The 26,771-nt window shown below is 45.5% G+C and carries 14 protein-coding genes; 1 reads left to right on the top strand and 13 read right to left on the bottom strand.

The window, feature by feature from the left end; genetic code table 11:
* Nucleotides 1-106: 106 nt before the first annotated feature.
* The 4 genes from M1K58_RS16930 to M1K58_RS16915 form a co-directional block, all read right to left on the bottom strand.
* Complete coding sequence (locus tag M1K58_RS16930) at nucleotides 107-1,891, bottom strand: glycoside hydrolase family 13 protein (RefSeq protein WP_256760021.1); 1,785 nt, start codon at nucleotides 1,889-1,891, stop codon at nucleotides 107-109.
* A gap of 30 nt (nucleotides 1,892-1,921) precedes the next feature.
* On the bottom strand, nucleotides 1,922-2,746 hold the full coding sequence (locus M1K58_RS16925) for a sugar ABC transporter permease (RefSeq protein ID WP_256760020.1): 825 nt from the start codon (nucleotides 2,744-2,746) through the stop codon (nucleotides 1,922-1,924).
* Nucleotides 2,743-4,053, bottom strand: coding sequence for a carbohydrate ABC transporter permease (locus M1K58_RS16920; protein WP_256760019.1), 1,311 nt, complete (start codon nucleotides 4,051-4,053; stop codon nucleotides 2,743-2,745). The genes M1K58_RS16925 and M1K58_RS16920 overlap by 4 nt, the downstream gene beginning before the upstream one ends.
* A gap of 65 nt (nucleotides 4,054-4,118) precedes the next feature.
* Nucleotides 4,119-5,438: a sugar ABC transporter substrate-binding protein gene (locus tag M1K58_RS16915; RefSeq protein WP_256760018.1), complete on the bottom strand. Its 1,320-nt coding sequence runs from the start codon at nucleotides 5,436-5,438 to the stop codon at nucleotides 4,119-4,121.
* 181 nt (nucleotides 5,439-5,619) lie between these two features.
* Between M1K58_RS16915 and M1K58_RS16910 the strand changes: the two genes are divergently transcribed.
* Nucleotides 5,620-6,633 carry a LacI family DNA-binding transcriptional regulator gene (locus tag M1K58_RS16910; RefSeq protein WP_256760017.1) on the top strand — a complete coding sequence of 338 codons (1,014 nt, stop codon included), beginning with the start codon at nucleotides 5,620-5,622 and terminating at the stop codon, nucleotides 6,631-6,633.
* A gap of 99 nt (nucleotides 6,634-6,732) precedes the next feature.
* Here M1K58_RS16910 and M1K58_RS16905 read toward each other — a convergent pair whose 3' ends face one another.
* The 9 genes from M1K58_RS16905 to M1K58_RS16865 all read right to left on the bottom strand — a co-directional run bounded on the left by M1K58_RS16905 (nucleotide 6,733) and on the right by M1K58_RS16865 (nucleotide 26,715).
* Nucleotides 6,733-13,320 (bottom strand): S-layer homology domain-containing protein, encoded by a 6,588-nt coding sequence (locus M1K58_RS16905; protein ID WP_256760016.1) that lies wholly within the window; start codon nucleotides 13,318-13,320, stop codon nucleotides 6,733-6,735.
* A 211-nt stretch (nucleotides 13,321-13,531) separates the two neighbouring features.
* Nucleotides 13,532-16,258, bottom strand: coding sequence for a discoidin domain-containing protein (locus M1K58_RS16900; RefSeq protein ID WP_256760015.1), 2,727 nt, complete (start codon nucleotides 16,256-16,258; stop codon nucleotides 13,532-13,534).
* A gap of 17 nt (nucleotides 16,259-16,275) precedes the next feature.
* Nucleotides 16,276-18,693: a glycoside hydrolase family 31 protein gene (locus M1K58_RS16895; protein ID WP_256760014.1), complete on the bottom strand. Its 2,418-nt coding sequence runs from the start codon at nucleotides 18,691-18,693 to the stop codon at nucleotides 16,276-16,278.
* A gap of 73 nt (nucleotides 18,694-18,766) precedes the next feature.
* Entirely contained in the window at nucleotides 18,767-20,221 is a 1,455-nt protein-coding gene (locus M1K58_RS16890) for an ABC transporter substrate-binding protein (protein ID WP_256760013.1), read from the bottom strand.
* Nucleotides 20,222-20,348: 127 nt separating this feature from the next.
* On the bottom strand, nucleotides 20,349-21,221 hold the full coding sequence (locus M1K58_RS16885; RefSeq protein WP_256760012.1) for a carbohydrate ABC transporter permease: 873 nt from the start codon (nucleotides 21,219-21,221) through the stop codon (nucleotides 20,349-20,351).
* A 3-nt stretch (nucleotides 21,222-21,224) separates the two neighbouring features.
* A complete protein-coding gene (locus tag M1K58_RS16880) occupies nucleotides 21,225-22,145 on the bottom strand; it encodes a carbohydrate ABC transporter permease (protein ID WP_256760011.1) in 921 nt (306 codons plus the stop codon).
* A 97-nt stretch (nucleotides 22,146-22,242) separates the two neighbouring features.
* A complete protein-coding gene (locus tag M1K58_RS16875) occupies nucleotides 22,243-23,574 on the bottom strand; it encodes a response regulator (RefSeq protein ID WP_256760010.1) in 1,332 nt (443 codons plus the stop codon).
* A gap of 19 nt (nucleotides 23,575-23,593) precedes the next feature.
* A complete protein-coding gene (locus tag M1K58_RS16870) occupies nucleotides 23,594-25,417 on the bottom strand; it encodes a cache domain-containing sensor histidine kinase (protein ID WP_256760009.1) in 1,824 nt (607 codons plus the stop codon).
* A gap of 305 nt (nucleotides 25,418-25,722) precedes the next feature.
* Nucleotides 25,723-26,715, bottom strand: a complete 993-nt coding sequence (locus tag M1K58_RS16865) for an aldose 1-epimerase (RefSeq protein ID WP_256760008.1) — start codon at nucleotides 26,713-26,715, stop codon at nucleotides 25,723-25,725.
* Between the last annotated feature and the right edge of the window lie 56 nt (nucleotides 26,716-26,771).

The raw sequence follows: 26,771 nt of genomic DNA, 5'->3' as shown, positions 1-26,771 counted from the left end.
GGTTATCTTATGTCGAGGTGGACAAGACGGGAACGGTATGTATCCTTTAGTCAGCAGCACAAGTAAGCCCCCGTTTCCAAGGGCTCCTTGTGTTTATTTCTGCTAATTAATTGAGTATTAGGATTGAAGCACTGTAGGAGGGTAGCACTCCTGTGACTTTACCATCGACCCATCTCACGCTGTTATCTCCAAAGAGAACGTGCACACTTTGAACATCGATACCCTCAGGCGAGTCTACATGGAGCTCTTGCACATTCGGACTGTTATTCAGAATAATGCCTATCCTCTGCGCAGAATTAAATCGTATAAAACCGAACATATTGTGGGCTTCTTGTACAAACCATAGCTTGAACTCACCGCTGCGAAGGGCTGAATTCTCTTTTCTTATCGTTATTAATTGTTTGTAGTGTGTGAATAACGATATGTCCTGCTTTTCCTCGTCCCACACCATCGGTTTGCGGCAATGTGGATCCTCGCCTCCCGTCATCCCAACTTCATCACCATAATAGATCATCGGCATTCCGGTATACGTCAATTGAAACACCGACGCTAGCTTTAGGCGTTCGGTCTCCTGCTTCTCATTCCAGCCCCATACACTATGAGAACAAGCAGTCAGGAACCTCTCTGTATCGTGACTTCCGATCAAGTTGAACATGGCGGCATTCGCACTATCCGTATATTGCATACGGATAGATTCGAGTTGACCAACAAAAAATCGGGCAGTAATTGTTTGTTTCGCAAAGAAATCGATCATCGTATCGCGTAGCAAATAATTCATAACCCCGTCGAATTGATCCCCTCTAAGCCATGGCCCGGATTGATGCATGATTTCACCTACGAGAAGCAGCTCGCGATCTATGGCTTTGATCTCATGTCGGAGAAGCCGCCAAAAGCTATGGTCGATCTCATTGGCTACATCAAGTCTCCAGCCATCAATACCAACTTCGTGAATCCAGTATTTCGCAACCTCAAGCAAGTATTGCACTACCTCAGGATTTCTCGTATTTAGTTTAGGCATCGTTGGTGAATGAATACCGAAGGATTCATAGCTAGGACTTGGAGCTTGAACAATCGGAAATTCATTTACAAAAAACCAATCCTTATACTCCGAGCTTTCACCGTGCTCCATTACGTCTTGGAAAGCGAAGAATTTGTCCCCCGCATGATTGAAAACTGCATCAAACACAACCTTCATATTCAACGAATGGGCTTTCTCAACAAGCAGCTTCAATTCCACGAGAGTACCGAAATGAGGATCAACAGAATAATAATCCGTCGTATTGTATTTGTGATTAGATGTTGATTCGAATACGGGTGTCAAATAGATGACGTTAATACCCAAGTTGTGGAGATAAGGAAGCTTCTCAATAATACCTAGAATATCCCCTCCGTAGAAGCTGTCACGCTCAACAGCTTCTTCCGATGTCCAGCTTCTAACACCTTGCGGATTGTTAGCTGGATTGCCATTAGCGAATCGTTCCGGGAATATTTGATACACAACTGCGTCCTGCACCCAGGAGGGGGGAATCCCTTCGTCCGCTGCGGAGATAGAGGCGCAATGAAAGTACCCGGCAGCTTGCCTGCTTTCCGACACACCATACTCCCCACACCACACTTGAGAACCATCATAGCCGGATAATAGAAAAAGATAGCGGAGCCGATTGTTGGCAGAGTAGACGACACCTTCAAAGTAATCATGCAGCTCAGTCGATCCTGCTAACTCAAGCTGTATTGAGCTTCCACTTCCCGGCGGTTTATACCGATCCGAATAAAACAATACGCAGTTAAATACCTCACCACGCTTAGCACGAATACGAATCTTTACTCTATGCTCCCCAACCGTAAACAAATAAGGAATATCATTCGTATGAAATACAGCTTCCTTAAGCATGTTTGTAAAATCTCCTTAGCTCGATTTGTATTAACCTTTAGAAGCTCCTGCCGTCAATCCATCGACTAAGAAACGTTGTAGCCATACGAATAAGAGGAGGACTGGAACGGATAACAGCACCGCGCCGGCAGCAAAGAAGGTGAAATCGGTAGATGTCTGTTGATTGACGATATCGTACAGCCCGACAGCTAATGTTTCTTGGTCTGCCGTCCTCAGAATCAATCTAGCGAATATAAAATCAACCCAAGCTCCATTAAAAATAACGAGACTGATATAAGTTAGCATAGGCTTAGACAGCGGAATCATCACACTAGTAAACACCTTCCAGTGAGAGGCTCCATCTATTCTAGCAGCTTCATCGAGACTTCTTGGAATCGTATCGTAAAACCCTTTGGCTACAAAAACGTTACTAATGAATGCTCCTGAGCTATACACGAGAATGAGCGCCCAGTGCGAATTCAGCAATTCGAATTGGAGCAGCAAAATATAGATGGCCACAAGCGACATGAAGCTAGGAAACATATTCAGGACAAGCATTCCCATCAATCCGAACTTACGACCAACGAAACGAAACCTAGCCATGGCATAGGAGCCTAACATGGTCATGATCGTGCCCAGAATTGCGGACAGAACGGCTACCTTGATCGTGTTCATATACCAAAGGGAATATTGATACCGAGTATTCGTGAACAGATCTTTATAATGATCGAACGTAAATGCTCTTGGAATTAACGTCTCACTATATAGACTATTTCCTTCCTTCAAGGAAGACATGACGATCCATAGTGCCGGGTAGACAACAGACAAGGTCAATAGAATGAGTATCACGTAAGTAATGAAATGTTGGAGCTTCATTGGATCATATCCTCCTCTTTGAAGGATCGAGTATTCCGATAGTTCAAGATAGATAGAGAAGCAATAATGATAAAAATCAAAATGCTCAGCACCGAGGCGAAATTATATTGATTATTCGTCAAAGTTAATTTGTACAGCCAAGTGACTAGCAAGTCGGTCCCACCCGCATATAGATAGTCAGGAACAACTGGATTTCCGTTTGTCAGGAGGAAAATAACGTTAAAATTGTTGAAATTACTGGCGAATTGCATAATTAAAATCGGAGCTGTTGAATAGAGCACTAATGGAAGTGTAATGGCTCGAAATACATAAAATCGGGGTGCCCCATCTACATCTGCCGCTTCATATAAATCTTTAGGGATCGTCGTCAGTATCCCTGAGACTAGGATCATGATCAGCGGAAACCCTAACCATAGATTGACGAAGATTACCGTTAATCTTGCCCAAGTTGGATCATTAAGCCATGGGAGTCCACTTAAACCGATCAGCTCTAAATATTGATTAATAGGACCGAACTCTTCATTTAATAAATTACGGAATACAAGTAGTGATACCAAATTCGGTACAGCAAAAGGGATGATCAGCATCGTCCGCCAGAAGGTTTTCAGTCGGATGCCCTTTTGTTGAATTAATACAGCGACGATTGTACCCAATAAATAGGTAGATAAAGTAGCTATAATCGCCCAAACGACGGTCCAGGCAGCAACACCGTATAAGGTATGACTCCATGAGCCTAAGTTTATAAGCTTATTGAATACATCGAAGCCTACCCAGCTCACCAACTTAGCTGGAGGGAGAATAGGAGCAGCAAAATCTGTAAACGCAACCAACACTGAAAAGATGATTGGCATGACCGTTAGCAATATTGCAGCTGTTATCGGAATGACTAGGATAAGATAGGGAAAGTTCTTATTCGCTATATTACTTAGTGTGACACTGAAGGAATGAGGCTCTATCCCCTGCTCTCGATTGTTCGCTGTTATTCTTGCATCTCGAATGCACAAGGCATATACAAACACGAACAAGAGCACGAAAATTAAGGAAATAAGTCCTTCTACCATCAAGAAGATAGAATGATCCCCGTCCACAGGCTGATAAACCTTCCCAACCTTGATCATACCTCTAGGTGTATCCCCTAAAGTTACTAATCCTCTTACCGAATCAGCTAGACGAGTGACGATCCAATAAATACCTATAATTTCAATAAGCGCAAAAAGAATGCCTTTAATAAATTGACGATTGTACCATTGCCCTAAGCCCATGAACAGGGTGGATAGCATCGTTGCTTGAGGGGTGTGCTTAGTCATGAATTTATACTCCTCTCTCCGAAGACATCCGGTCCCAGCCGGATGTCCACGGACTTAAGCAATGTTTATTTTGCCGCTGTCGAGCTGTTGATATCTTTAATTGATTGTACAGCTTTATCCATCGTTGCTTTAATATCTTCGTTATTGTTCCATATCGATGCGAATGCAGCATCTGTTGGTCCCCACACGTTGTTCATTTCCGGAATGGAAGGAGTAGGGGTGGAATTTTTGAATTGCTCCACAATTCCACTTAGAACCGGATCATTTTTGATTCGTGGGTCTTCGTTCGCTTCTTTATTGGCAGGGATAATGTTAGCAAGCTCGAAATCCTTCAGCGCGGATTCCTTAGAAATTAAGAAGTGTGCTAGCAGCTTGGCTGCATTTGGATACGCTGTATAGGAGTTCACATAGAATGACCGTACTCCAGCTAGGGATAACGTCTTTTTACCTCCAGGCAAATCAGGAAGAGGTGCGATTCCAAAGTTCACTTTTCCTTTGTAGGCACCAATCGACCACGGACCATCGATCGTCATCGCTAGCTTGCCAGTTGTGAATAACTCCGATTGAATATCGTAAGTCATGTCTGTCGTCTTGATAGGAAAGATCTTATTAATGCTCTTATAATAGTTAAGCCCTTCAATAGCACCGTCATTATTTAGACCAATATCCGAGCCATCTGTTCCGTCTTTACCGAAAATATATCCACCATATGGTCGGATGAACATACTATTGAAGTACAGATTGTGCAGCCAAGCAATTGTATATTTCTTATTCCCCGGATTATTGAACGTTTCCGCGAAGGTAAATACTTCTTCCCATGTCTTAGGAACTTCCTTCACAATGTCCTTATTATAAAATAATGCGAACGTTTCAATCGTTTCTGGATAGCCATACAAGATCCCATCATATGAGCTAGCTGTAATAGCCGTTTCAAGAGACGACTCCTTTGTGGCCTCTTCGAAAATGTCATTCGGCAGCAGTAGGTTTGCCATCACAAGCTTCGACAGCTTGTCATGCGGAAGCATGAGAATGTCAGCAGCTAACTTCGCCGGACCGTCGGTTTCTAGCTTCTCAGCCTGATTCGGAATGTTCACTTCTTCAATCGTAACATCCACACCGTATTGTGATTTGAAATCGGGAAGGACGCTCTCGATGAATGTTCTTTCTGTTTTGTCTACCCATATTTTTAAAGCGGCGCCATCCTCTGCTTTTACTTCAGCGTCTTCTGTAGCGCTTACATTTGAAGCCGTTGGACTAGCCTCTACTGAGGAACTCTCTGGTGAAGCGCTTGGAGAAGCTACCGTGTTGTTGTTCCCGCCACCACATGCCGCTAATACGACTACCATCGTCGCGATAATTGCAACTAACCCGATTCTCTTTTTCATAAAAATGTTGAACCCACCCTTCAAATCGTTTATGATGTAGGAAACCGGTTTCCTGATTTCAAATTAACATACCTTTTTTAGGAAATCAACAACTTTTTATTTTCTAATAATTGGCTTGTTGTGAGAGCCACGCTATAATAATTAACAGGTAGTACTTGCGAGCCAAAAGGGGAATTTATTCGTGAAAACCACTATTAACGACATTGCTAAAGCCGCAAATGTCGCCAAATCTACAGTATCCAAAGTATTAAACGATGCCCCATCGATCTCTGAAGCTACGAAGCAGAAGGTCCGTGCAATTATAAAAGAGCTGCAATATACACCCAGTAGCATAGCTACACAATTGGCACGACAAAGCAGCATGAATATCGGTTTTATTATGAGCTTCGACCGCAAGGACGACTTCCTGAATCCTTTCTTCTACAGCTTGCTGGGTGGAGCAGAGAGCGTGACCTTTGAGCATCAATATGAGTTAACGATTGCGAACATTTATGATCGTAACGACGATTTTATGAATCGATATGTTTATAGCAGAAAGCTGGACGGAATGCTCATTAACCCTTCTGTAATGAATAAAACAATCGTTGAAGAGCTTGAACGGTTAGCTTTTCCCTATGTGATTGTGGGACAGCCTGCTGAGAATTATGGGGTAACTTGGGTCGATATCGATAACAATGCGGGAGGTAGCATGGCTGCCAATCATTTGCTTCAGCAAGGTTATTCGCGAATTGCCTTTCTCGGAAGTAATCCGCAAGACGCAATTTCACATAATCGGCTGACAGGCTACCAGAATGTCGTATCCCCTCAAGGATCCGATCAATATAATCCGTATATTCGATTGGGAGAGGCCAACGAAGATAACGGCTATCGAATGATGATTGATTTACTAGATATGTCATCTCCCCCCGATTCTGTTATCTGTGTGAACAACTTTGTTGCCTTCGGCGCTCTAAAAGCTGCGTTAAACCGTGGAGTAAAGGTGCCACAGCAACTTGGAATCGTCACTTTCGATAATTATCCACTTGCACCTTATACAACTCCAGCGATTACTGCGCTTGATATTGATACGTTCAACCTTGGTGTGCTTGCGACGAATGTGTTATTTGACAAGATTGATCAGTGTGCATCAGATCAGCTCTCTTATACGCTTAACCCAGAGTTAATCGTACGTGAGTCGACGTGTAAAAATGGTTAATCAAAGCGACTTATTAAAAAGGGATTGAATGGGTTCATTACCCACTCAATCCCTTTATTAATTACATGACTCTCCTTGGAGAGCGTGGCTTACCCTAACTTAAATCAATTGCATTACCTGTAGTAATCTTCTCAGAATAACTGCGGCTTCCGCTCTTGTCGCAAGATCACTCGGTGCAAAGGTCTCGGAAGTTTTACCTTTCATGATCCCTTGGCTTAGTATCGTTTGGATCGACTCTACAGCCCACGGGTGAATAGCTTGAAGATCTTTTAATTCGGCTAGACTAGCGTTCGAAGGCTTACTGATTCCGTCCGACTTAAGACTAAGAGCCCTGCTTGCCATGACCGCCATTTGTTCCCGAGTGATCGTCAAGCCCGGGCGGAACGTCTCATCCGAATAACCTTGAACAATTCCATATTGCGCGGTGATCTTAACGGATTCCGCAAACCAATCTCCTAAACGAACATCTGCGAAAGCTATATTAGATCCGTTGTTTCGAAGCCCAAGCGCTCGCACGATCATTGCTGCGAACTCCGCTCTCGTAACCGTATTGCCCGGTGCGAACTCATCGGACGAGATCCCATTCAGGATTTGCTTGGATGCCAGGAGTGAGATTTCTGAATCCGCCCAATGTCCTTTCGTGTCCTTGAACGACTTCGGATAGCTAGCGATTACGTAAATGCTGTTGCTTGTGCTCTTAATAGTAACTATAGTTTGACCATTTGCCGTTCTGAACAGCGCCGGTACATAAGTAAACTGTCCCTTATCCGGGTCATAAACATATGCCGCTGTCCTCGTTCCATCGTTTGCTTCCTCTAAACCGATCGTTCTCTCTACGAATGTCGTTCCAAAATGATGGAATTGTGTCGCAGCAGCATCGCCTTGGTAGAGGGTTACACTAAAATCAATCGGGCTGCCTATAACATGTAAGCCCTTCTTCCTTGCTTCTTCGATGATTTTTTTCACTGCATCCGAACTCGGCATGCTAATGGCAAACTCCCAGGTTGCATTAGCAGGGTCGCCTATGGATGCTTGTTTTAGTAATTCACCGATTAGCTTCACAGGGAACTTGTAGGTGATATCCCCATGCTTGATCATAATGAAAGAATCGGGATTGTTCTCTGCGTATTTCCGAAGCGCGGTAACACTGAATCGCACCTTACTATTTGGCTGACTTCCATCACTCTCGAAAACAATTACATCCAGCTTCGAATTTTGTGCATCCTCGAGTTTTTTGTCATTATCAGCAACGGAACCTTGTGTAACTCCACCTCCGCCGCCGACTCCACCAGTAGAACCTCCGCTGGATTTGGCGACTACATCTAACGTATACACTCGGCTATTAGGTCCAACCTGTACGTGTACAATCGTACGTCCAACGGCATTAGCACTGATCCTGTTATTTGCATCGATAGATGCGATACCGGAAGAAAGAATTTGAATGGTAGCCTCTTCGGTTACCTCATGATCAGCCATATCCCATATCCGAAGTCCACCTGATTCCCCGACCAGCAGCTTTAACTGACCTGCGGTTCCGTTATTTAACCTTGCAATGAAAGGCTTTATTCCAGAAGCGAGCCCTTCATTCTGTTCGATCAAAGTAAATGCTTCGGGTAGGGTAGCCACCATTGCCATTCGCTCATTCCGTACGATGACATTATCTATCATCAGCTTGCCTTTGAGTCCACTAGACACTTCGATACCATTCGTGCCTGCACCGTCTACTACGATATTTTGTAGCAGGACATTGTCCATGTTAAACGTTCCGTGCGCGAAAATACCACTATTCGTGCTATCGAGAGCTACATTGTCGCGAACGATGATATTCCCGTTCAAATCTTTATCGCTCGCGAACAGCCATATCGCTCCAAGGTTTAGTCCGTACCCTGAGTCGTAACTACCTGTGCGGATCAAAGTATTCCGCTCCACAATCGTCGTCCCCGAAAATGGAACTGGATTGAACCGCGTTGAGACTGCAATCCCCGCACCGTTAATGATCGTGTCCTTAGCGATATTGTCCTGAATTTTATTATCCCGTCCGCCGAACACGACGATGTTATCAGCAAGCCATGGCAACGAAACCGTATTGAATCTCGCCGTGTTATTCGTACTGGCCATTCCTCCGGTAGACCACATCGCGATACCGTCGTCCCCTGGATAGCGGATATCACTCTGCTCCATCATGCTGTCGCTCGTTCCGACGCAGAAGTTAATCCCGTCCGCCATTAGATTCCGTAGACGCAGCCCCATCATATAGAGGCCTTCCGTCAACTCTTCACCGACCTTAGGTTTGGTTAGCCATAGCCCCGTTTTGGAATGCTCGACCCATACGTTCTGAATGACGGAGCCTAAGCCGAACGCGCCTTCAAATGCGTGGGTGCTTGCTTCGTCGTCCCGAATGTTAAGATCACCATCGATCAACAGGTCGTACACTTGAATATTATCGCCTTTGCCGAAGAACTTGGCACCCTTGAGCGTTGTGTACCACATGCCCGCTCCGCGGATCGTGATCTCATCCAGATAGATCAATTCACCACCCACGTCAAACTCGCCACGCGGAATCCACAATCCCTTATTCTGTTCCTTGGCTTCTGCCATCGCGGCCAAGAATGCAGCTGTATCATCGATCCCGTCGTCAGGAACTGCACCGAAATCGGTTATCGATACAAATGAATCCGGCTTCGAGTAAGGATTAGCGACTTGTTCCATATCCGCCAAGTCAATGACGTAATAATCTGCCGTGCTTGAAGCGTCTTTCTGCAGTCTAATCTTAGCCCCAGCTGGAACATCACCAATCAGAGCATGGATTTCATCAAAGAAGCGGTGACCACTCCCTTGGTTCGGATCGTTCGACCAAGGATAGCCGCCGTATTCCCATGCATGCTTAGAGGTCAAGCTTAGATTTTGCTTAAACTCCCCGTTCACATAGAGAGCAAGATCAGCTTGTAGCCCTGTCCCATCCGCGCTATCCGGTATGGAATACCTAAGCACTATGGAGTTAGCTGCTTTTGCGAGAGTAAACTCCACGAAATCGCCTATATTATTAAGCCTAACCGCTTGCCTGCCGGAAGCTTCGGAAGCGACTTCCAAATACGTTCTCGATGGATCGATCACTTCCGCATTCGTCGTAGCGTGCTCTGCCTCATAAGTCGTGTAGGGCACAGTAGCTCCACGATATTGTTTATTGACGCTTGCTTTAACGACAATATAGTCGATCCCGACTTCGTTTACATCTCCGCTCGAAGCCTGTAAGGTTAACGAATTCATGCCCATCCGTAAGCTCGTGTCCACAATAATATCCGTCCAACCGTTCGTCGTAGACAGCAATATGGGCGATACCTTATAACCATTAACGAGAACATCCAACGATTGTGGTCCTCCCGCATTGCGATAGCGAATAACCGTTTCGTAGCTGTTATCGGCTTGAGCATGGACCGCGAAGCTAACTTTACTCTTATTCGTAGTGAATCCTTCGACGTATCCACTACCCGTAAAACCCGAGCCAGCGATTCCCGTCTGAACTCCACCGCTTACGAACGCCTCCTCGGCTTCGTACTTCACGTTCGACACAACCGGTTCTAACGTCCACAGCGAATCCGCTGCATTGGCGGATATCCCATGCGCAGCGCCAGATGCTCGCGCTAACAGATTGCCTCCATTCTGCGAGGCATTACTCAACACCTTGTAGCCCAAGCGGTCATCGATCGTCCATTGACCGTTCAAGGCTCCATCGCCTTCATCACCGATCGTGGCATATCCGCCCGTCCCAACGTTCTTGATTAGCTTACGACCGTTGAAATCCTGCACGATCCATTGCACTGCAGCATCTTGTCTATCTGCAGAGCCTAGTAATAGCTTACCGCCACTCTCGTACAATGCCTTAATACCTGCACCGGAGCCAGAGCTTGAGAGAATACGGACAACATTCGTATCGTTCTGGATCGGCGTAGCCGTATTCTTATTCCTGCCTTCTTCCCAAGATGGTGCATCGAATTCAACCGAGGCTGATTCAAAGACCCATTGGACAGAGCCATAGTTGATCGGATACAAGCCTCTTTCCGCATAGCCCGATCCGCCTTGAACATTAATCAACTCATCGTCTATTCCCGCATTCTGACTTCGAATGACATAATTCAATCCATCAGGAGAATGCTCGATGGACCACTGGCTGGCACGATCCGTGCCATCCACCATTTGTGAACTCTCGATCACTCGGCTTGCCGAGCTCGCCTTGATCGCATGACCGGTCACCCGGTTTACAATCCGCTGTGTATTCCCTTCTTTCTCGATCCGCCAATGGGAGTAGCCGTTATTTGCGGCAGGGTTGCCGTACATGACGATTCCTCCGGCATTCTCATACAAATACAACCCGCTAGAAACGCTTTTAATGCGAACTTCCTCGGTCGGCATCGGAGCATCGGGTACGGTTGCAAGTTCAGCAATAAACTGAGCTTTATCTTGTGATTCGATACTTTTGCTTAGTTTAAGACCTCCTCCTGAACCATCTGCATACATATAGTGCTCACCGGTCCAACCACTGCGAATAACGGTGAACCCCTCTACGGGAGACGCGCTTACATACCATTTCACGCTACCCCATGCCTGATTAATCTCTTTGATCGTTTGAAGCGGGACAGCCGGATCTGATTCCAACTCATGTCCTCCAGCCGCAAAATGCTCCATTGAAATGTAATTTCCGCTCTTCAGATTTTTCAATCTATACGTGCCTACCCCGTTACCCGTATCTTCCTTAACCCAGATTGAGGATAGATCATTAGCTGACACTTCCCCGAACTTAAGCTCTCCGGATTCCCCGCTGGAATAGATTTCGTACAAGTATTGACCGGTCAGCTTGTTCTTGAACCGGAAATTGGTCGGCTCGGGATCCTTCACAATGACGAATCGCCAACGTGGACTCCCCCAACCGGGATTAATCACGCTGTACTCCGCGTATTTGTTCAAATTTTGCAAATTAATATACTTCTTCTGTCCCTCCACATCGTTTTTGTCCTGCACACTATGAATGAGCTTAACGCCACCCAAATCCTCGATGACCCATATCGCGCCATTCGAGTTTTCATTTGCCTCAATCGGGCTAACGTTTATACGACCTCCCGAATTCGCTTCTAATTTCACATAATGACCTGTTGCGCGATTCTTGATTCGTTTGCGCCCTTCAAATCGCTCCACTTCCCACTGCGCTCGTTGATCCTCCAACGCCGCGTTCCCATACTTCAGCTTGCCGTCTGCATCCTCATAGAGCACGAACGGTTGCCACTCGTTCTGAATCCGAACATAGACCGGATTTCCGTCCGAGACGAACGTCGGATTCTCAAACAACCATTGCGCCGAGTTAGAATTAGGATCGACGATGCTTGTCTGTGCAGCGCCCGTGGAATCCGTAACATTCAAGTAACGATCTGTGTATACCGCATTTTGAACGGACACATAATCGTCGTACTCGGTGGATGCCTTAATGAACCATCGGTCCGTGCCTGTTCCATCCGGGTTCGCTAATGCTGTTAGCGGGTCTGTATCGTTGACGATATTTTCTTTCGTAACGAAATGCCCTGTCGCGAGATTACGAATCCTCTTTGCTCCGTCGAAATCCTCCGTGAACCATAAATAGGAGGAAGCCGAACCCTTATTATTTGTATCTAACGGGCTGTAGTTCACAATGCCATTCTGCTCAAATAGATACTTGTCCCCGACATTACTGAGCGTGAAGTTGACAATTCGTCGGGGTGCCGAATCCGGAGCTGCCTCAACTCGCCATAATGAGCTTCCCCACTCTGGCTGTGCCCAGTTATTTGATCTTGCGTTCGTATCATTCTCAAATTGCGAATTCAATACAAAGGTCAGTGAAGGCGTAGCTTGCATAGCCTCAACGTTCTTGAAGTAAAAGAAAGAAGGATCGGCATTATTCCCCATAATCCATTCACTCTTAGCCAGGTTTCCGCTATCTAAGGGCAGGGCTTTAATTTTATCCCAATCAACCCCTTGCGTAATGACATGCCCGCTAGCGCGATTTCGGATTCTAACCGTCTTCGGACCCCCTTCAGGATTGGACTGAACATCCAGATACCAATGGGAATTCCGATCCGTTGCCTCAGGTTCTCCGTATTTCACGAAGCCTTCCTTGTCCTCTAACAAATATTGTCCCGCCTTGAACTGGTTCGCTAACCTGACCGGAACCCCATCCTCGACTGGCTCGATAGCCCATTGGGGGCTCTCGAATGTGACATTGATATCATTGCTTACCTGTGCGTGTCCAAGCTGATTTTCCTCGTGAATGACGTAATTAGCCAAGGCATCGCGAGCATTCTTAATAATAAAATAACCTGGTCGGTTGGACGATTCTTCTATGATCCACTGGTCATCCAACGTGCTCTGTGCTATAGAAATGCTTCTAAGCGGATCGGTACGTTGCATACCCGGCAACACCGATATGTAGTGACCCGTCGCACGGTTTTTTAGTCTCTGGTACCCACCTAGGGCTTCGATTTGCCAGTGCGAGCTCTGGTCATTAACACCTGTGATACCATATCTAACGATCCCATCGGTGCCTTCATACAGATAGTTGCTTTGCCACCTATTTTTTAACCTCACATAAGAATCCGAATTCCCCCCTTGAGAGCCCCCACCTCCAGACGGCTCGTCCGCATACACTGGGAACGCTGATCCCATCAGCAGAAACACACAAGCATCACAATCGACCACACTCTAACCCGCGCCATAAATAACCTCCCAATCAAATGTTAACGCATGCTCCTTCATCATAAAGTGGAAACGCTTTCCAAACGATGTGTATTCTTAAAAGAAATAGGCGTTATATTACGACTTCTATAAGTGTAAAAAGACTGCCGCGACAACTCGCGACAGTCTTCCTTCTCAATCGTCAATAGGCTTCAAATTCTGCAATTTGCGCTGCTGGCCATGCTGTATTGCCAGTTAACGTCAGCCGCAAGAATTTCGTTGTCACGCCAGTCAGTGGAATCTCTACCGCGTTGGCGTTCTTCGGATCGAATGTATACGGCTTAGACGCTAGTACTGAAGTAAATGTCTTTCCATCGGAGCTAACGAGTACTTCGATTTCCTGATCCCGTGCTTCCCAAGCATCTTGTGGCGGCAATCTCAATAAGAGCTTACGAATTGCCTTTTCTTCCCGAAGCTCCAACGTTAGCGATTGCGGGAATTTCTTTGCGGTGCTTTCCCAATACGTATAAGGGTCCCCATCAACCGCTAGCTCCGGTGGGAAAGCTTCTGCTGTATTGGAAGTCGAGAACACTTTTTGTTGCAGTGCTAAGTTAATCTGTACCTCTACCTTCTCGAACTTCTCCGTTGCTTTGCTGGCTTCTTTGGACGTTGCGAGCTCTACGTAACCGACCTTCTGCTCCTTAATTAAAGCGACGTAGTCGAATATCGCATACTGTTCCTCATCCTTAACTGGAAGATCCGCGATTTTCGTTCCATTCGCTTGGTATGCGATCGCCACAGTATGTGGCCAATTCTCGCCTTTCTGGATCTTAAGCGTCGTGTCGGAGCCAATAGGCTGATAAATGCGCACCGTATCCTTTTCTCTCACTTCGACGAGGTTATGATCACCTTCGTCAAGATCCAATCCGTTTAATCGCCTGTAGTTGCCCGCTCGGCGGTTGCCATCGTCGGCCGTTACGTCATAACCACCTGGAGCGAGCGATACATCCCCGTTTAATTCATACGCTTCTTCCTTATTCCAGTTCGCAGTAACTGCATACTTACCGAAGTCTGTCCGCGTTACGTTGGGAATCACTTGCTCAAAACCCTCAACAAGGGAGTCCGCATACTGTGACAGTATAAACTTCTGGAATACACCAACTGTGTCCACCCAAGGATTCGCAACGCCATTAAAGAAATCGGTACTGAGATGATATCCCATTGCCAGATTCCATCTAAGCATATCTTGGTCATCGGTCATCGTCTCCGCAGCAAGATCATGATGGTATTGCATCACCTTATCGCGCAATAGCATGCCGGATAGCGGGTAATAGTCGGTATAGGAAGACGTATTCTTACGATAGCCCAGCTGATCCCACAAATACGTCGAGCCCATAAAGCCGATAGCGTCATCCGCCAGAACGTCCGTTCCATCCTCCATGTACATCTTATGATTCAACGAATCAAAGTAATTCCTTACACCTTGAAAATATGCGTTCGAGGGATCTGTCCCTTGCGGAATACTCTTGTTGAATACATACGGAGAATTACGAATGCCCCATTGATCTTCGAATATGCCATCAAAGCCAGCTTGCTCCAACAGCTTCTTATGCTCTTCCGCCGTCCGCTCTAGGAAGTATGGATGACCTGTGTTCACCACATAACCACTGTGTTTCCCGTAATCCTCCTTCATAATCGCGTTATTTTCCTTCACGACAATCAAGTCCTCCATCGTTGTCCCCGAAGGTAATTTCGCAAGAGTCGGAGAATGATTGCCCCACCAACTCATATTCGTATAGGGAACGACGCGGTTACCTTTTTCCTTTGCCGCCTTCATGAAGTTAAGAAAAGCAGGCTCTCCACCAAATGCAGAATCAGGAGGAATGAAATCTGGATAATTCTCGTCGTGACCGCCTTTCTGGAAGCCAACCAAATGAATGACACCGTTATAATTCATCTTATCCAGGAAGTTCTTCGTCAGATTGCTCCAACTGCCATCCTTAATCGCGGAGATGTCGGTCTTGTAGAAAGGCAACTCGAAATAGGCCTGTTTTTCTTTGCCAAATTTGTCCTCTAAGGAACGATACTTGTCAATCTTGTTAAGCTCTCGGTAACTTGCGGCCGTCACCTCGTAATCCCCGACCTCAAGCACGATAGACGGACTGTTCCATTTCTTCTTCGGGTCAATCCATGTTTTGTAGTTATGCACGATACCCGTCTTGCCTGCGTCATCCACTTGGCTCTTAAAGCCGAGATCGGTCGTCGCTAATACATCTCCGTTCAAATCGTATACAGCCAAGTTTCCTCCGGTCGTTCGCAATCCGAGATAAGACGCAAACATGACACCCGGATACTGATCTTGGAAAGAATTACTCTCCTTGAAGAAGGTATCCCTAAGCTTGGCGCCAGGGAGCATCGGCAGCAAGCCGTCCGTTACGCTGCTGGAACTCACCTTCAGCTCATACGGAAACCGGAAAGACTTAATCGTCTGATCAGATTGATTGTCGACCTCCGCGTTCAGGTAAATTCGGTTGCTGTCATCGAAACGGGCGGTCACATCAACCTTAACTTGCCCGCCGTAATGAAAGGTAAGCACTCCCTTACGCGCGTTCCAGTCATAAGTGAAATCTTCGGCTTTCTTTCCATTCGTCGAAGAATCGTCTTGAAGGAACGCCCACCAGAGCGCATTTTCCCTATTACCCAAAGTAATATTGTCGACGGCTCCCTTGCTCTTAAGGTAAGCGATTGCTCCATTGTCAGAGCGGAACGCAATCTCGTACTCGCCGCCCTCGACGATCAATAACCCATCCTTGTCCTTCAAGCTAGCTTTAGCACTGAATGGAGAATTCATGATCAAGTTCGCAGCCACCAGCAGGACGAGGATGACTCCGATCACAACCCATGATGCTTTCGATTGCCAAAAACGCATTGCCGCACCCCTCTCCCCTATAGCTGGATTCGTATTTCGAATGAATGGATTGTCTTCACCGTAACCTCCAGTTGTCGCTTGTCACCGTCATAGATCCAAGCTTCCACATCGACACCTCCGGTAGAGCTCAGCTCAATAGGCTGGGATGACAGCGGTCCAAGGGTCAGGATGATATCTTCAGGGCTACCTAGCTCGTCGTGCACGTATTCACAAGTGATCTGCAAAGCATCGTCAGACGATTCCCGCACTTTCCACTGCCGGAGTCTATACTTACCAGACTCAAAAGCATAGGTGCGCCCATCGTCCTCGTAATGGGCGAATGAGGTTTCTTCCTCTCCCCCATTTCCAATATAAAATCGGACCCGATCAGGTCCATCTGACCGTTCCCCAGTGGATTGCCGCAAGGATTGCTCGGGGATAATAGCTCCCGCTTTGACATAGAGGGGCATTGTTTCCAACGGCGCGAGGGCTAGCACGGATTTTCCACCCTCAAGCTTCTCCCCAGTCCAATAGTCGTACCATATGCCTTCAGGCAAATAGACAGCTCTGGACTGTACGCCTGGACGGTAGATCGGAGCAACCAATAGGCTAGAACCGAATAAGAACTGATCGCAAGTGTTGTAAACACTGCGGTCGTCCGGATATTCCATAATTAAGGAACGCAAGATCGGCATGCCCGTCTTATGTGCCTCGTAGAAGAGAGAATATAAGTAGGGCATTAGCCTGTATCTGAGTTCGATATATTCCCGGCATATCGCTTCAACCTGTTCGCCGAACATCCACGGCTCCTGGCGACGGGACTCGATAACACTATGATTACGGAAAAAGGGGAAAAAGGCGCCCATCTGCGTCCATCTGGCGACTAGCTCTCCCGATGCATGATGCGAGAATCCGCCTACATCAGGTCCCGCGAAGGCGATACCCGACATTCCTAAGTTAAGAACCATCGGAATGCTCATCGCCATATGCTCCCAGAAGCTGCGGTTATCGCCCGTCCATACCGTTGCGTAACGTTGAATTCCTGTATACCCTGCGCGGGTTAGCACGAAAGGACGTTCTCCGGACAATCCCCGTTTCATGCCTTCGAAGGTTGCCTTCGACATTAGGAGCCCGTAGAGATTATGCCATTCCTCATGAGTTTTTGGATTTCCGTTGTTACTATGAACGACATCCAGGTCCATCGTTTTCGAATCATTGAACACGGACGGCTCATTCATATCGTTCCAGATCCCGTTTATACCCTGCTGGATATAAAATTGGTGATGGTCACCCCACCACTTCGCAACTGAATCTTCTGTGAAGTCCGGAAAAGCGCTAAGCCCCGGCCATACTTTCCCAATAAAAATATCTCCCTCCAGCTTGCGACAGAAATATCCGTTCCTAACGCCTTCCTGGTAGATCTGATATTTCGCATCCTTCTTCACACCCGGGTCAACAATCGGTACGAGCTCGAAGCCCAGCTCCTTCAGCTCAACCATCATCTCCATCGGTTTCGGAAATCGCTTAACGTCCCATGTAAACACCCTATATTCGTCCATATAATGAATATCGAGATAGAGAACATCGCACGGAATTCCTTTTTTCCGAAACGTACGGGCAATGTCCAATACTTCCTCTTGGTTCATATAGCTGTATCTGGACTGCTGATACCCTATTGCCCACTTTGGAGGCATGTATGTTCTTCCAGTTACCTCAGTAAGGCGCATGACGACGTCCTTAATGCTTGGTCCATTAAAAAGATACAGATCAAGCTCGCCGCTACTCATACTGACGATATAACTATCCTCCTGCGTTCTCATATCGAATGATGACCTGCCGGGATTATCCAGCAGCAATCCATAAGCAGGCTTCCCGTACTCATGGTGTATGAGGAAAGGAATGGATTGGTAAAGGGCATCCGTATCCTGCACGTGAGGCTCGTAGATGTCGCTATTCCACATCTCATAACACTCGCCATTCTTATCAAGGAAACCTGTTTTCTCTCCCAGTCCGTAGAAATGCGATTCACTAGTTTTAGCGGCCTTGATCGCGATTTTTCTCTTCTCATCCCACTCCGTCGCCAGCTCTTCGAATAATAACTCGCCACTTGCATTGAATAAGCGCATTGAAAAGATTACCGGATCGATTACAGCGTGAAGCGCTTTCGTCGAGATAACGAGATAGCCGTCCTTCTCCTCGACTTCTAGCTTTGTCGGCTGTGCCGCATCTTCCACGATCGCTGGAGTCGTGCGCAGGTCTGGATGATCTCCGAAAAACAGCTTGACTCTTAGCACGTGCTCGTTCATGAAACTTATGGCCACATTAGCGCGTTCGCCACGCAAAATAACCATTCCTTCGTCGATGTCGGTCTTATTAATCCGCCCAATCGAAAAGGATAATGTCGAATCCCGTTTATCATTCGGTTTATCAGGCATAATAGCTTCGCTTGTTAGCATGTCGTTCACCTCGGATAGTATAGAGGGTTGCCCCTTGCAAACTTTCGTTTGCCCTAGGCAACCCTCATTCAAACTATTCTACTTTGATTTGGTCGAAGAATTTCTCTTGTACCGTTTTTGCTGCCGCATCAAGCTGTGCTTTAAGATCTACGCCTTTTTTGGAGAATACTTCTTGAATGACGTTAGTCATCGCTGCGTAGTATTCTTGCGTATTGAATTGTGCTTCCGGTTTGCCGTCCAGTAAACCCATCAATTCATTGCTGTATTGATATACATTATCGTATTTGTCATATACAGCTTTTACTTTCGCGCCATATTCGGAATCTTGTTTGAAGTATTGGATCACTGGAGGTACGAAATATTTATTTTCTGCTTTACGAGCTTGAATGTTCGCTTCCGTTGATTCTAAACCTTTGTCAGAGAAATAATCGAATACTGCATATTGGAATGCAATTTGTTGTTCCTCTGGTGTTGCATTCGGGTTGATGACGAGGAAGTCTCCACCAAGAACGCCTGTGTGTTTGCCGCCTGCAGTAGCTGCTGGCATTGGGTACACAATTAGATCTTCCGGTTTCAAGCCGCCTTGGTTCAAGCCTTGATCAAGCGGACCGTCCGGACCTGCAATAACCATAGCCGTTCTTCCTTGTGCGAATGCACCAACCGCATCGCCCCATCCAAGTGCCCAATCCGCAGGAATAACACTTGCTTCCTTCAGCTTACTGTAGAACTCAATGGCCTTAAGTCCAGCATCGGAGTTGAAGGTTGCGATGACTTTACCACCCTCAACTTTCTGAATTTCCCCACCTGCTTCGAACAGGAAGTTCGTCCAGTTCCAGCCAGCTTCGTTTCCTTTACCCATTGGAGCAATACCCGAAATTCCTTTGGCAGGATCCGCTATCGCTTTAGCTGTATTCAGAACGTCGTCCCATGTCCAATCTAATGCGGGAACAGCTACGCCTTTGTCGTCTAACATTTTCTTGTTTACGACGGTTCCAACAACATAACCCTGCTGAGGAATACCGAAGATTTTACCGCCTAAGTTGAATTGATCGAGTAGGATCGGATTCAATTGATCTTTTTTGTCGTAGTTGTTATAAAGCTCCGTAATATCTGCAGCCCAGCCTTTTTCCGCCAGGAACTTCCCTTCAGTAGCGTAAGTGTTGAAGAGTGTAGGAGCTTCGTTAGCTCCCATCTTGATTCCAATCTCATTCGGGTTGTACTGCCAGTCGCTCTTCACCACTTCAACGTTAGGGTAAACCTCGTTAAAGCGCTTGATTTTATCATCTTCTAAAGCGCGTTTCTCCACTTGGTCTGGAGTCGGGTAGTAGACGCTGATCGTTGCTTTAACTTGAGTAAGATCTACTGCAGGAGGAGCTTCGCTGCTCTCAGGAGCCGTGGAAGACTCAGCCGCTGTACTTGACTTTGGCGATGCAGAAGGTGATGCATTGTTGTTGTTTTTGCTCCCACAAGCAGCTAGTACTAAGCTGAATACAAGAAGACAAGCAATAACCGTTGATATCTTACGCATTGTGGATAATCCCCTTTTCGTATAATAGTTTTGCTTACACGCTCATCATAATGTAGGTGTATTCTCCTAGGAAATGTGTATTCCTATTTCGATCATGTGCAGATTTACGCATGCTGTTTTTTTGCTATCATCCTTTGACCCCACCTAAATGAAGACCACGAACGATATATTTCTGGAAAATCAAGAACACAATAACTGGCGGGAACGTGATCATCGATAAGATCGCAAACCGAAGATTTAGATCCAACCTTCGCACATTGATAACATATTTGTATATCGCCGTAGCAAGTGGATAACGCTCGTCACTAGACAGGATTAGTTGTGGCCAGTACCAATCATTCCAGGCTGTCGAGAAGACGAATATCGCAAGTGTAGCGAAGATGGGAATGGACAATGGAAATGCCAATTGAAAGAACAATCTAGGCTCAGAAGCTCCATCAATCCGCCCCGACTCAAACAGCTCTATATTGATTCCGTCGAAGAATGACTTTATGAGTAGGAGGAAGAAGGCATTCGCGCCTGCTGGCAGCCATAGCGCCCAGAACGTATTCATGAGTCCAAGATCGCGCAAGTTGACGAAGTTAGGAATAATGTATGTCGTCGGTGGGATAAACAGCGTCAATAAGAAAAAATACTGAATCCCTTTCTTGTACGGAACGTTCATTCGGGATAAGCTAAACGCCGCGAACCCAATGACGAGAACCGTAACGGCCATATTACCTGCGAAAATGAACAATGTATTCCTGACGAATAACGGCAGATTAATATATCCCCATGCCTTTGAATAATTTTCAAAATGCCATTCTGCAGGCAAAAATGTCGGGGGAAACGAGTTGACTTCCGTATTGAGCTTTAATCCGTTAAAGAAAATGATAAGCATCGGGTAAAGCATGGTACAGACCATAACAAGAACAATTAACGTCATCATGTAATAGACAACTTTATTCCCGGGCTTCCTCAAATCATAATTCGATACGATTCCTCTTTCGATTGGTTTCAAAGCTTATGCCTCCCTCTTGTTGGACATCCGATACTGAATAACCGCAAGCAAGCCAAGCACTAGGAACATTAATACGCCAAGTGCCGAAGCCGTCCCGTAATCCTGTCGCGTAAATGCATATCTTACGACAAGCAAAGCGTAGGTCAGCGTTGCGTTATTAGGTCCGCCATCTAGTAAGGCGTACTGGGTTTGGAAGCCTTGAGAGGTCGCGATGAGCTGTAAGAGAAACAATAATATGATTTGATTCTTGATTGCTGGTAGCGTAATATGTCTGATTCTTTTCCATACACCGGCTCCATCGATCTCGGCAGCTTCATACCAATCCCGAGGGATGCTGAGTATGGCAGCTAAATAGATAAGCAGGGCTGAGCCAAAGCTCTGCCATGTTTCCATGATGACAATTGAAATCATGGACCATGCCTTGTCCGTTAAGAACAGAACAGAATCAAATCCAATTCTCGTAAGAACGGCATTAATCGGTCCTACCGGATCATATAGCCATCTCCATAAACCGTATAGAACGACGAATGGAACAACGTAAGGCAAGTAGGCCGCAATTCTAGCGAATCCCTGAAACCTTCTCATTTCAGATATCGAAATCGCAAACACGATTGGAATCCAGAAGCCTATCAATATCCCGAGTAAAATATAATAAAGCGTATTTTTTACCGAAATCATGACCTCGGGGTCTTTGAACACTCTCTCGTAATTATCCCAGCCTACAAAAGTATCTCCCTTAACAAAGTCGATGTGGTAGAAGCTGAAGATGATTCCTTTCCCGATTGGCATCCATAAGAATGTGAAGAAAATCACCACTGCGGGCAGCAGGAACAAATATCCCCATATGTGTTTTTTCCACTTTGCAGGTGGTCGCTTGGGTGGGGAATCCAAGGGACTTATTGGATATGCTGTTGTTTGATTCATCGGTCTCCCTCATTCCTTATGTTCTATCCATAAGTCTTATTGTAGAAAAAGGGAGGCCAAGTGAACATGTGCATATCTATGGGGATCATAGGCGATCTTACTTCTTCATTTCACTCGGACTAATCCCGAAGTATTTCTTGAATATTTTGCTAAAATGCTCCGGTGATTCGTATCCGACCCTCTCCGATATTTCGTAGCGACGCAAATCGGAATGTTGAATCAATCTCTTGCTCTCTTCCATACGTAATTTAATGACATATTCCCATAGATTAATACCCATATTTTTCTTAAATAAGTAGCTGAGGTAATTCGGGCTGACATGATTTTTTTGCGCAATCTCGTTCAATGTGAGACCCTTCTGAACATAATTGGCTTGAATGTATTCATTCGCCCGCTCTACGATCATGTTGTTCTGTGCCGCGAGCTCTTCCTCGGAAGGATCCTCGGTAAATAATGCCCATTTGAAGTCACCGAAATAGAACACATGATGGTCTTGGTGCTCGCGATTCCATACGATGGCCTTATTCACCTGATCGTTCAACTCTTGAAGGAACTCTCGCCCCTTAAGAATCTGGCTTATCCCTACCACGCATTGAAACCGTAAAAACTTATGAATATTGAAATGAAGGCTGCGACCAATCATCTCGAGCTGATTGGTTTTATCAACGCTTGAATCGCCATACCGTTCTTCGTCCCATTGCACGATAATACTAACTTCCTTGTCGTGGGAATAAAACGAATAATGGTCCCATTCCTTATCCAACAGTTCGTTAACAATGTTCAAAACTGCGTATCTTAGCAACGTAACATCTTTCTCTTCATACACAATTGCTTTCATATCGGAATGAATATCTAAACGAATTTTGATCATTGCAAAATAAGGTCCGTGTAAATGAACTTGATTTTGCTTCTCTAGCATAATCATTTCAGAAGGAAGATTCGACGGGCCTTCTCCAAGAAGCCTGTTCAGTAATTCCGTCCGTTGCGGATTGGGCTGCTCCATGCGGAAATGCTCCCGTAAATCTGAGATGATTTCCGCTTGATCTTGAAGCGGCTTGTCCATATGTAACAGCACATGACGAACCGAATTGAGCAATTGCTCACTGTTGATCGGTTTGATCAAATAATCTCTTGCGCCTAAGCGCATAGCAAGCTGTGCATATTGAAAGGTTTCATGGGCTGAGATGACGATAACTTGCACCCAAGGCTTAATAATTTTCGCCTGCTGCATAAGCTCAATACCGCTCATCGCCCCCATCTGAATGTCCGTGATGAGCATATCGATATTTTCCATCTTCAAATAATCCAAAGCCTCGTACCCATTATGTGCGATGTGTATATTTTGAATATTAAGGCCTGAAGTTTCGAGAAGACTAGCGAGCCCTCGGCATATGAGTGGTTCGTCATCTACGATAAGTATGTTGTACATCTAAGCTGCCCCCTTTATTCTAAAGTTCGCTTGTTGATTCTGAATTCACCTGTTTAGGAATAACTACGATAACGACAGTACCTTCCACATCCCGTGCCTCGTAACGCATGCCATAAAGATCTCCGAAATGTAGTTGAATACGTTTATTCACGTTGTTAATTCCGTAACCGGATGAAGCCTCTGCAGGCTCGTTAACAAGCAAATTGTTAATCGCTCCATGATCAACATCCTTGTACCCGTTGTCTTCTACGGTAATCAAAATATTGTTGTCCTCTGGCCGAACGGAAACGATAATCTCCCCATCCTCGCCCATATTCATAACCCCATGAATTATTGCATTTTCAATGAGAGGCTGAAGCGTAATCTTTGGAATTAGATAATGAGAAATTCCTTCACTTACATTCCATAGAAGGGTGAAACCATACTCGTATCTTTTTTGTTGAAGACTCGTGTAGGCTTTAGCGTGCTCTAGCTCCTCTTCAATCGTGATGAGCTCTCTTCCTCGACTTAAGCTTATTCGCATAAGCTTAGAAAGATCCTTAATCATCTCAGCTGATACGGTATTCCCCTCCAGAGTACTCTTCCAATAAATGCTTTCAAGCGTATTGTATAAAAGATGTGGGTTAATTTGTTGATACAGAAGCTGAAGCTGTGATTCCTTCTGTTTGATTTCCATAAAATACTGTTCATGAATCATGTTATTAATTCGGTTCGCCATGTTATGGACGGAGTAAATGAGAACACCCACCTCATCATTGCGTTCTCTTATTGGAGTATTAGCCAATGGCTTGCCCGGCTCATGAGATCGAGCGAACATCGCCAGCTTACGAAGCGGATTCATGAGTGATCTCCAGAAATACATCATCACGACAATGGCGAACAAGGAATATCCAATCGATATCGTCTTGATAACCTGCTTTAATTCACTTTGTTGCTGGAGTAACGATTTAATTGGAATCGTATACACTAGCTTCTGCTTCAAGGAAAATTTCGTATGAATGACATAGATATAATTATCCGATACCGTGCTAAAGGTTTCTTCCATTGACTCCGCTGTATTGAGATGATTAGGTAGCTTTAGGACCTTTCCCATCTCATCTGTAGTAGAAGCTAATATCCTGTCCGACCAATCCGTCAAATAGATTTCTCCCCCTTCTGGGAGGGAGACCGTACTAAATGAATCTTCTATTTTTTTATCCATTTTCGTAGCGACAAGAACACCGACAACACTTTTACCATTCGTAATGCTATTAACCGCGCGTAGATAAGCAAGAGTTTTTTGGTCAGCGTTCGGACCGAAATTATCTATTAAGGTAAGAACGCCTTTGCCTTTCGCCTTCAGCGCTTGCTCAAGCCAAGGCTCATTCGTTCCATCGGCATAAAAGAACACGGATGAACCATTATTCTGACGATTAATGTCCGGAATGGAAGGGGCAAAATCATAACGATTGTTCGGATCATGTACGAAGAGGAAATAATAGATGGCTTCTCCACCGAATAAGCCAACCGAATTATTGCCTAGTAAGGTGTTCATCTCTCCATATTTTACAACTCGTTCGAACGGGTTATCATTCTCATCGCTGATCAGGCTTTGAGTTTTCGAGTTCTGGATGATCGTGGTCATGATTCGACTAACCGTATCGATATCTCGGTTGATCAGAAAATGGTTTTGTTTGTTCAGTTCCTCATAGGCGCTCGTCACATGCTCCTTCAGAATTTGCTCCGCTTTCGTATTTGCATAGGCGTTGAGCAAAAAAACGGGACTGACCAATATTAAAAATAACAGCACTAGCTGCTGTCTAACGTTCATTCTCGTCAAGGGGTTTTTCAACCTTGTGTTCATCCTTTGAATCCCTCCAACGAATAGTCGAAACCCTATTATGCGTGTTAACCGAAACCTATTGTTGAGCGACTCCTGAATTCAGTATAAATACGCCTATTCTGCATCGAATTACACATCATAAGCACCATTCACGGTTACGGTTTAGTGTTCTTTCTTTATGCTAACTGTTTTTTTCGACATGTATTTGCGTTCTCCTTGTCACTCTGGGGTTTTATTGAAATAAAAAAAGAAGAACGGGGTCAAGCTCATCCGTTCTTCTTGTTAATGATGTGCGTTCTCATCCACTGTAATGAATGTTTAATATTTTACTGGGAATACATGCGGCTTACCGCCGACCACTGCTCACCTGGCTCCAGACGGATTAGTCCGGTTTGCTCGGTCGGCAGATTAACATTAGGAGCGTTGACCATCCCAGTTTGCGGCTCAGGACAGAAGAAGCTGCCATTGGCAACAGCGTTATACACCATCCAATGCTTGTAAGCTTCACCGACCTCATAGACAAAATGAGTATCTAACCGTCGATCATATATTGTCATTGCATTAAAACCGCCAATATCCTCAGCAGTATAGTGATTATCTAGAGATGTGAAGTAGGGATCACCATCTCCCCTTTTCAATAGCAATTCCCCATCACTAAGAGGTTGCTTTTGACCAGTCGGAAGCATACGTTCATCAAGCTCCCACCGTTCTCCAATCGTGATTCCTACTTCTACATCTTCCTTACTGCTCCCTGAAGCGAACGGAGCGTTCACACTAGTATGGAATCCGAGCATGAAAGGAATTGCTTTATCGCTGTCGTTAGTGGCAACGAATTCCTGTTTAAGTCCTTCACTCGATATCGAGAAGGTTTGAGACAAAGTCACCTTGTGCGGATAAAATTCGAATCCCGGATGCCGCTCATCGAAAATTAATCTAACCGTCACCGAGCTTTCCTGATCCGTGCTTCCGTAGCTAACTACTTCCCATTCCGATTTGTATACAAAACCATGAATGTGATTACCGGTATGTTCTTCGTTTATGGGAAACTTATAGGTCCGACCCTCAAATTCAAATGTTCCGGCATCGTATCGGTTCGGTGGGAAGAGCACAGGAATACCGTGTAGCATAGCCTCCTCAACAAAAGAGGACCATTCTGTACCTTCAGGCTCTCGTATAAACCGAAAATCACGATCATCATCCCGGAATGAAATCAGGTTCCCTCCGATTCCAGGTAACAAAATAGCTGAATAAGCGCCATGCTTTAAGTAGATTGCTGGTACGGTCTCATAAGTTCCTTGTTTCGCATAATGTATAGTCATCTTTATTCCTCCGCGAATCTATTGTCTTTTCGAGTATATAAGCCCGCGAGAGGACT

This window comes from Cohnella sp. WQ 127256 (assembly GCF_024519285.1).
Taxonomy (GTDB): domain Bacteria; phylum Bacillota; class Bacilli; order Paenibacillales; family Paenibacillaceae; genus Cohnella.
Note: the sequence above shows the minus strand (reverse complement) of the source record. Positions and strands in the feature narration are given on the sequence as shown.

What these genes read in the sequence shown, in the direction of transcription:
- M1K58_RS16930 (WP_256760021.1), bottom strand. Translation starts at nt 1,891, where the DNA reads ATGCTTAAGGAAGCTGTATTTCATACGAATGATATTCCTTATTTGTTT.
- M1K58_RS16925 (WP_256760020.1), bottom strand. Translation starts at nt 2,746, where the DNA reads ATGAAGCTCCAACATTTCATTACTTACGTGATACTCATTCTATTGACC.
- M1K58_RS16920 (WP_256760019.1), bottom strand. Translation starts at nt 4,053, where the DNA reads ATGACTAAGCACACCCCTCAAGCAACGATGCTATCCACCCTGTTCATG.
- M1K58_RS16915 (WP_256760018.1), bottom strand. Translation starts at nt 5,438, where the DNA reads ATGAAAAAGAGAATCGGGTTAGTTGCAATTATCGCGACGATGGTAGTC.
- M1K58_RS16905 (WP_256760016.1), bottom strand. Translation starts at nt 13,320, where the DNA reads ATGGGATCAGCGTTCCCAGTGTATGCGGACGAGCCGTCTGGAGGTGGG.
- M1K58_RS16900 (WP_256760015.1), bottom strand. Translation starts at nt 16,258, where the DNA reads ATGCGTTTTTGGCAATCGAAAGCATCATGGGTTGTGATCGGAGTCATC.
- M1K58_RS16895 (WP_256760014.1), bottom strand. Translation starts at nt 18,693, where the DNA reads ATGCTAACAAGCGAAGCTATTATGCCTGATAAACCGAATGATAAACGG.
- M1K58_RS16890 (WP_256760013.1), bottom strand. Translation starts at nt 20,221, where the DNA reads ATGCGTAAGATATCAACGGTTATTGCTTGTCTTCTTGTATTCAGCTTA.
- M1K58_RS16880 (WP_256760011.1), bottom strand. Translation starts at nt 22,145, where the DNA reads ATGAATCAAACAACAGCATATCCAATAAGTCCCTTGGATTCCCCACCC.
- M1K58_RS16875 (WP_256760010.1), bottom strand. Translation starts at nt 23,574, where the DNA reads ATGTACAACATACTTATCGTAGATGACGAACCACTCATATGCCGAGGG.
- M1K58_RS16870 (WP_256760009.1), bottom strand. Translation starts at nt 25,417, where the DNA reads ATGAACACAAGGTTGAAAAACCCCTTGACGAGAATGAACGTTAGACAG.
- M1K58_RS16865 (WP_256760008.1), bottom strand. Translation starts at nt 26,715, where the DNA reads ATGACTATACATTATGCGAAACAAGGAACTTATGAGACCGTACCAGCA.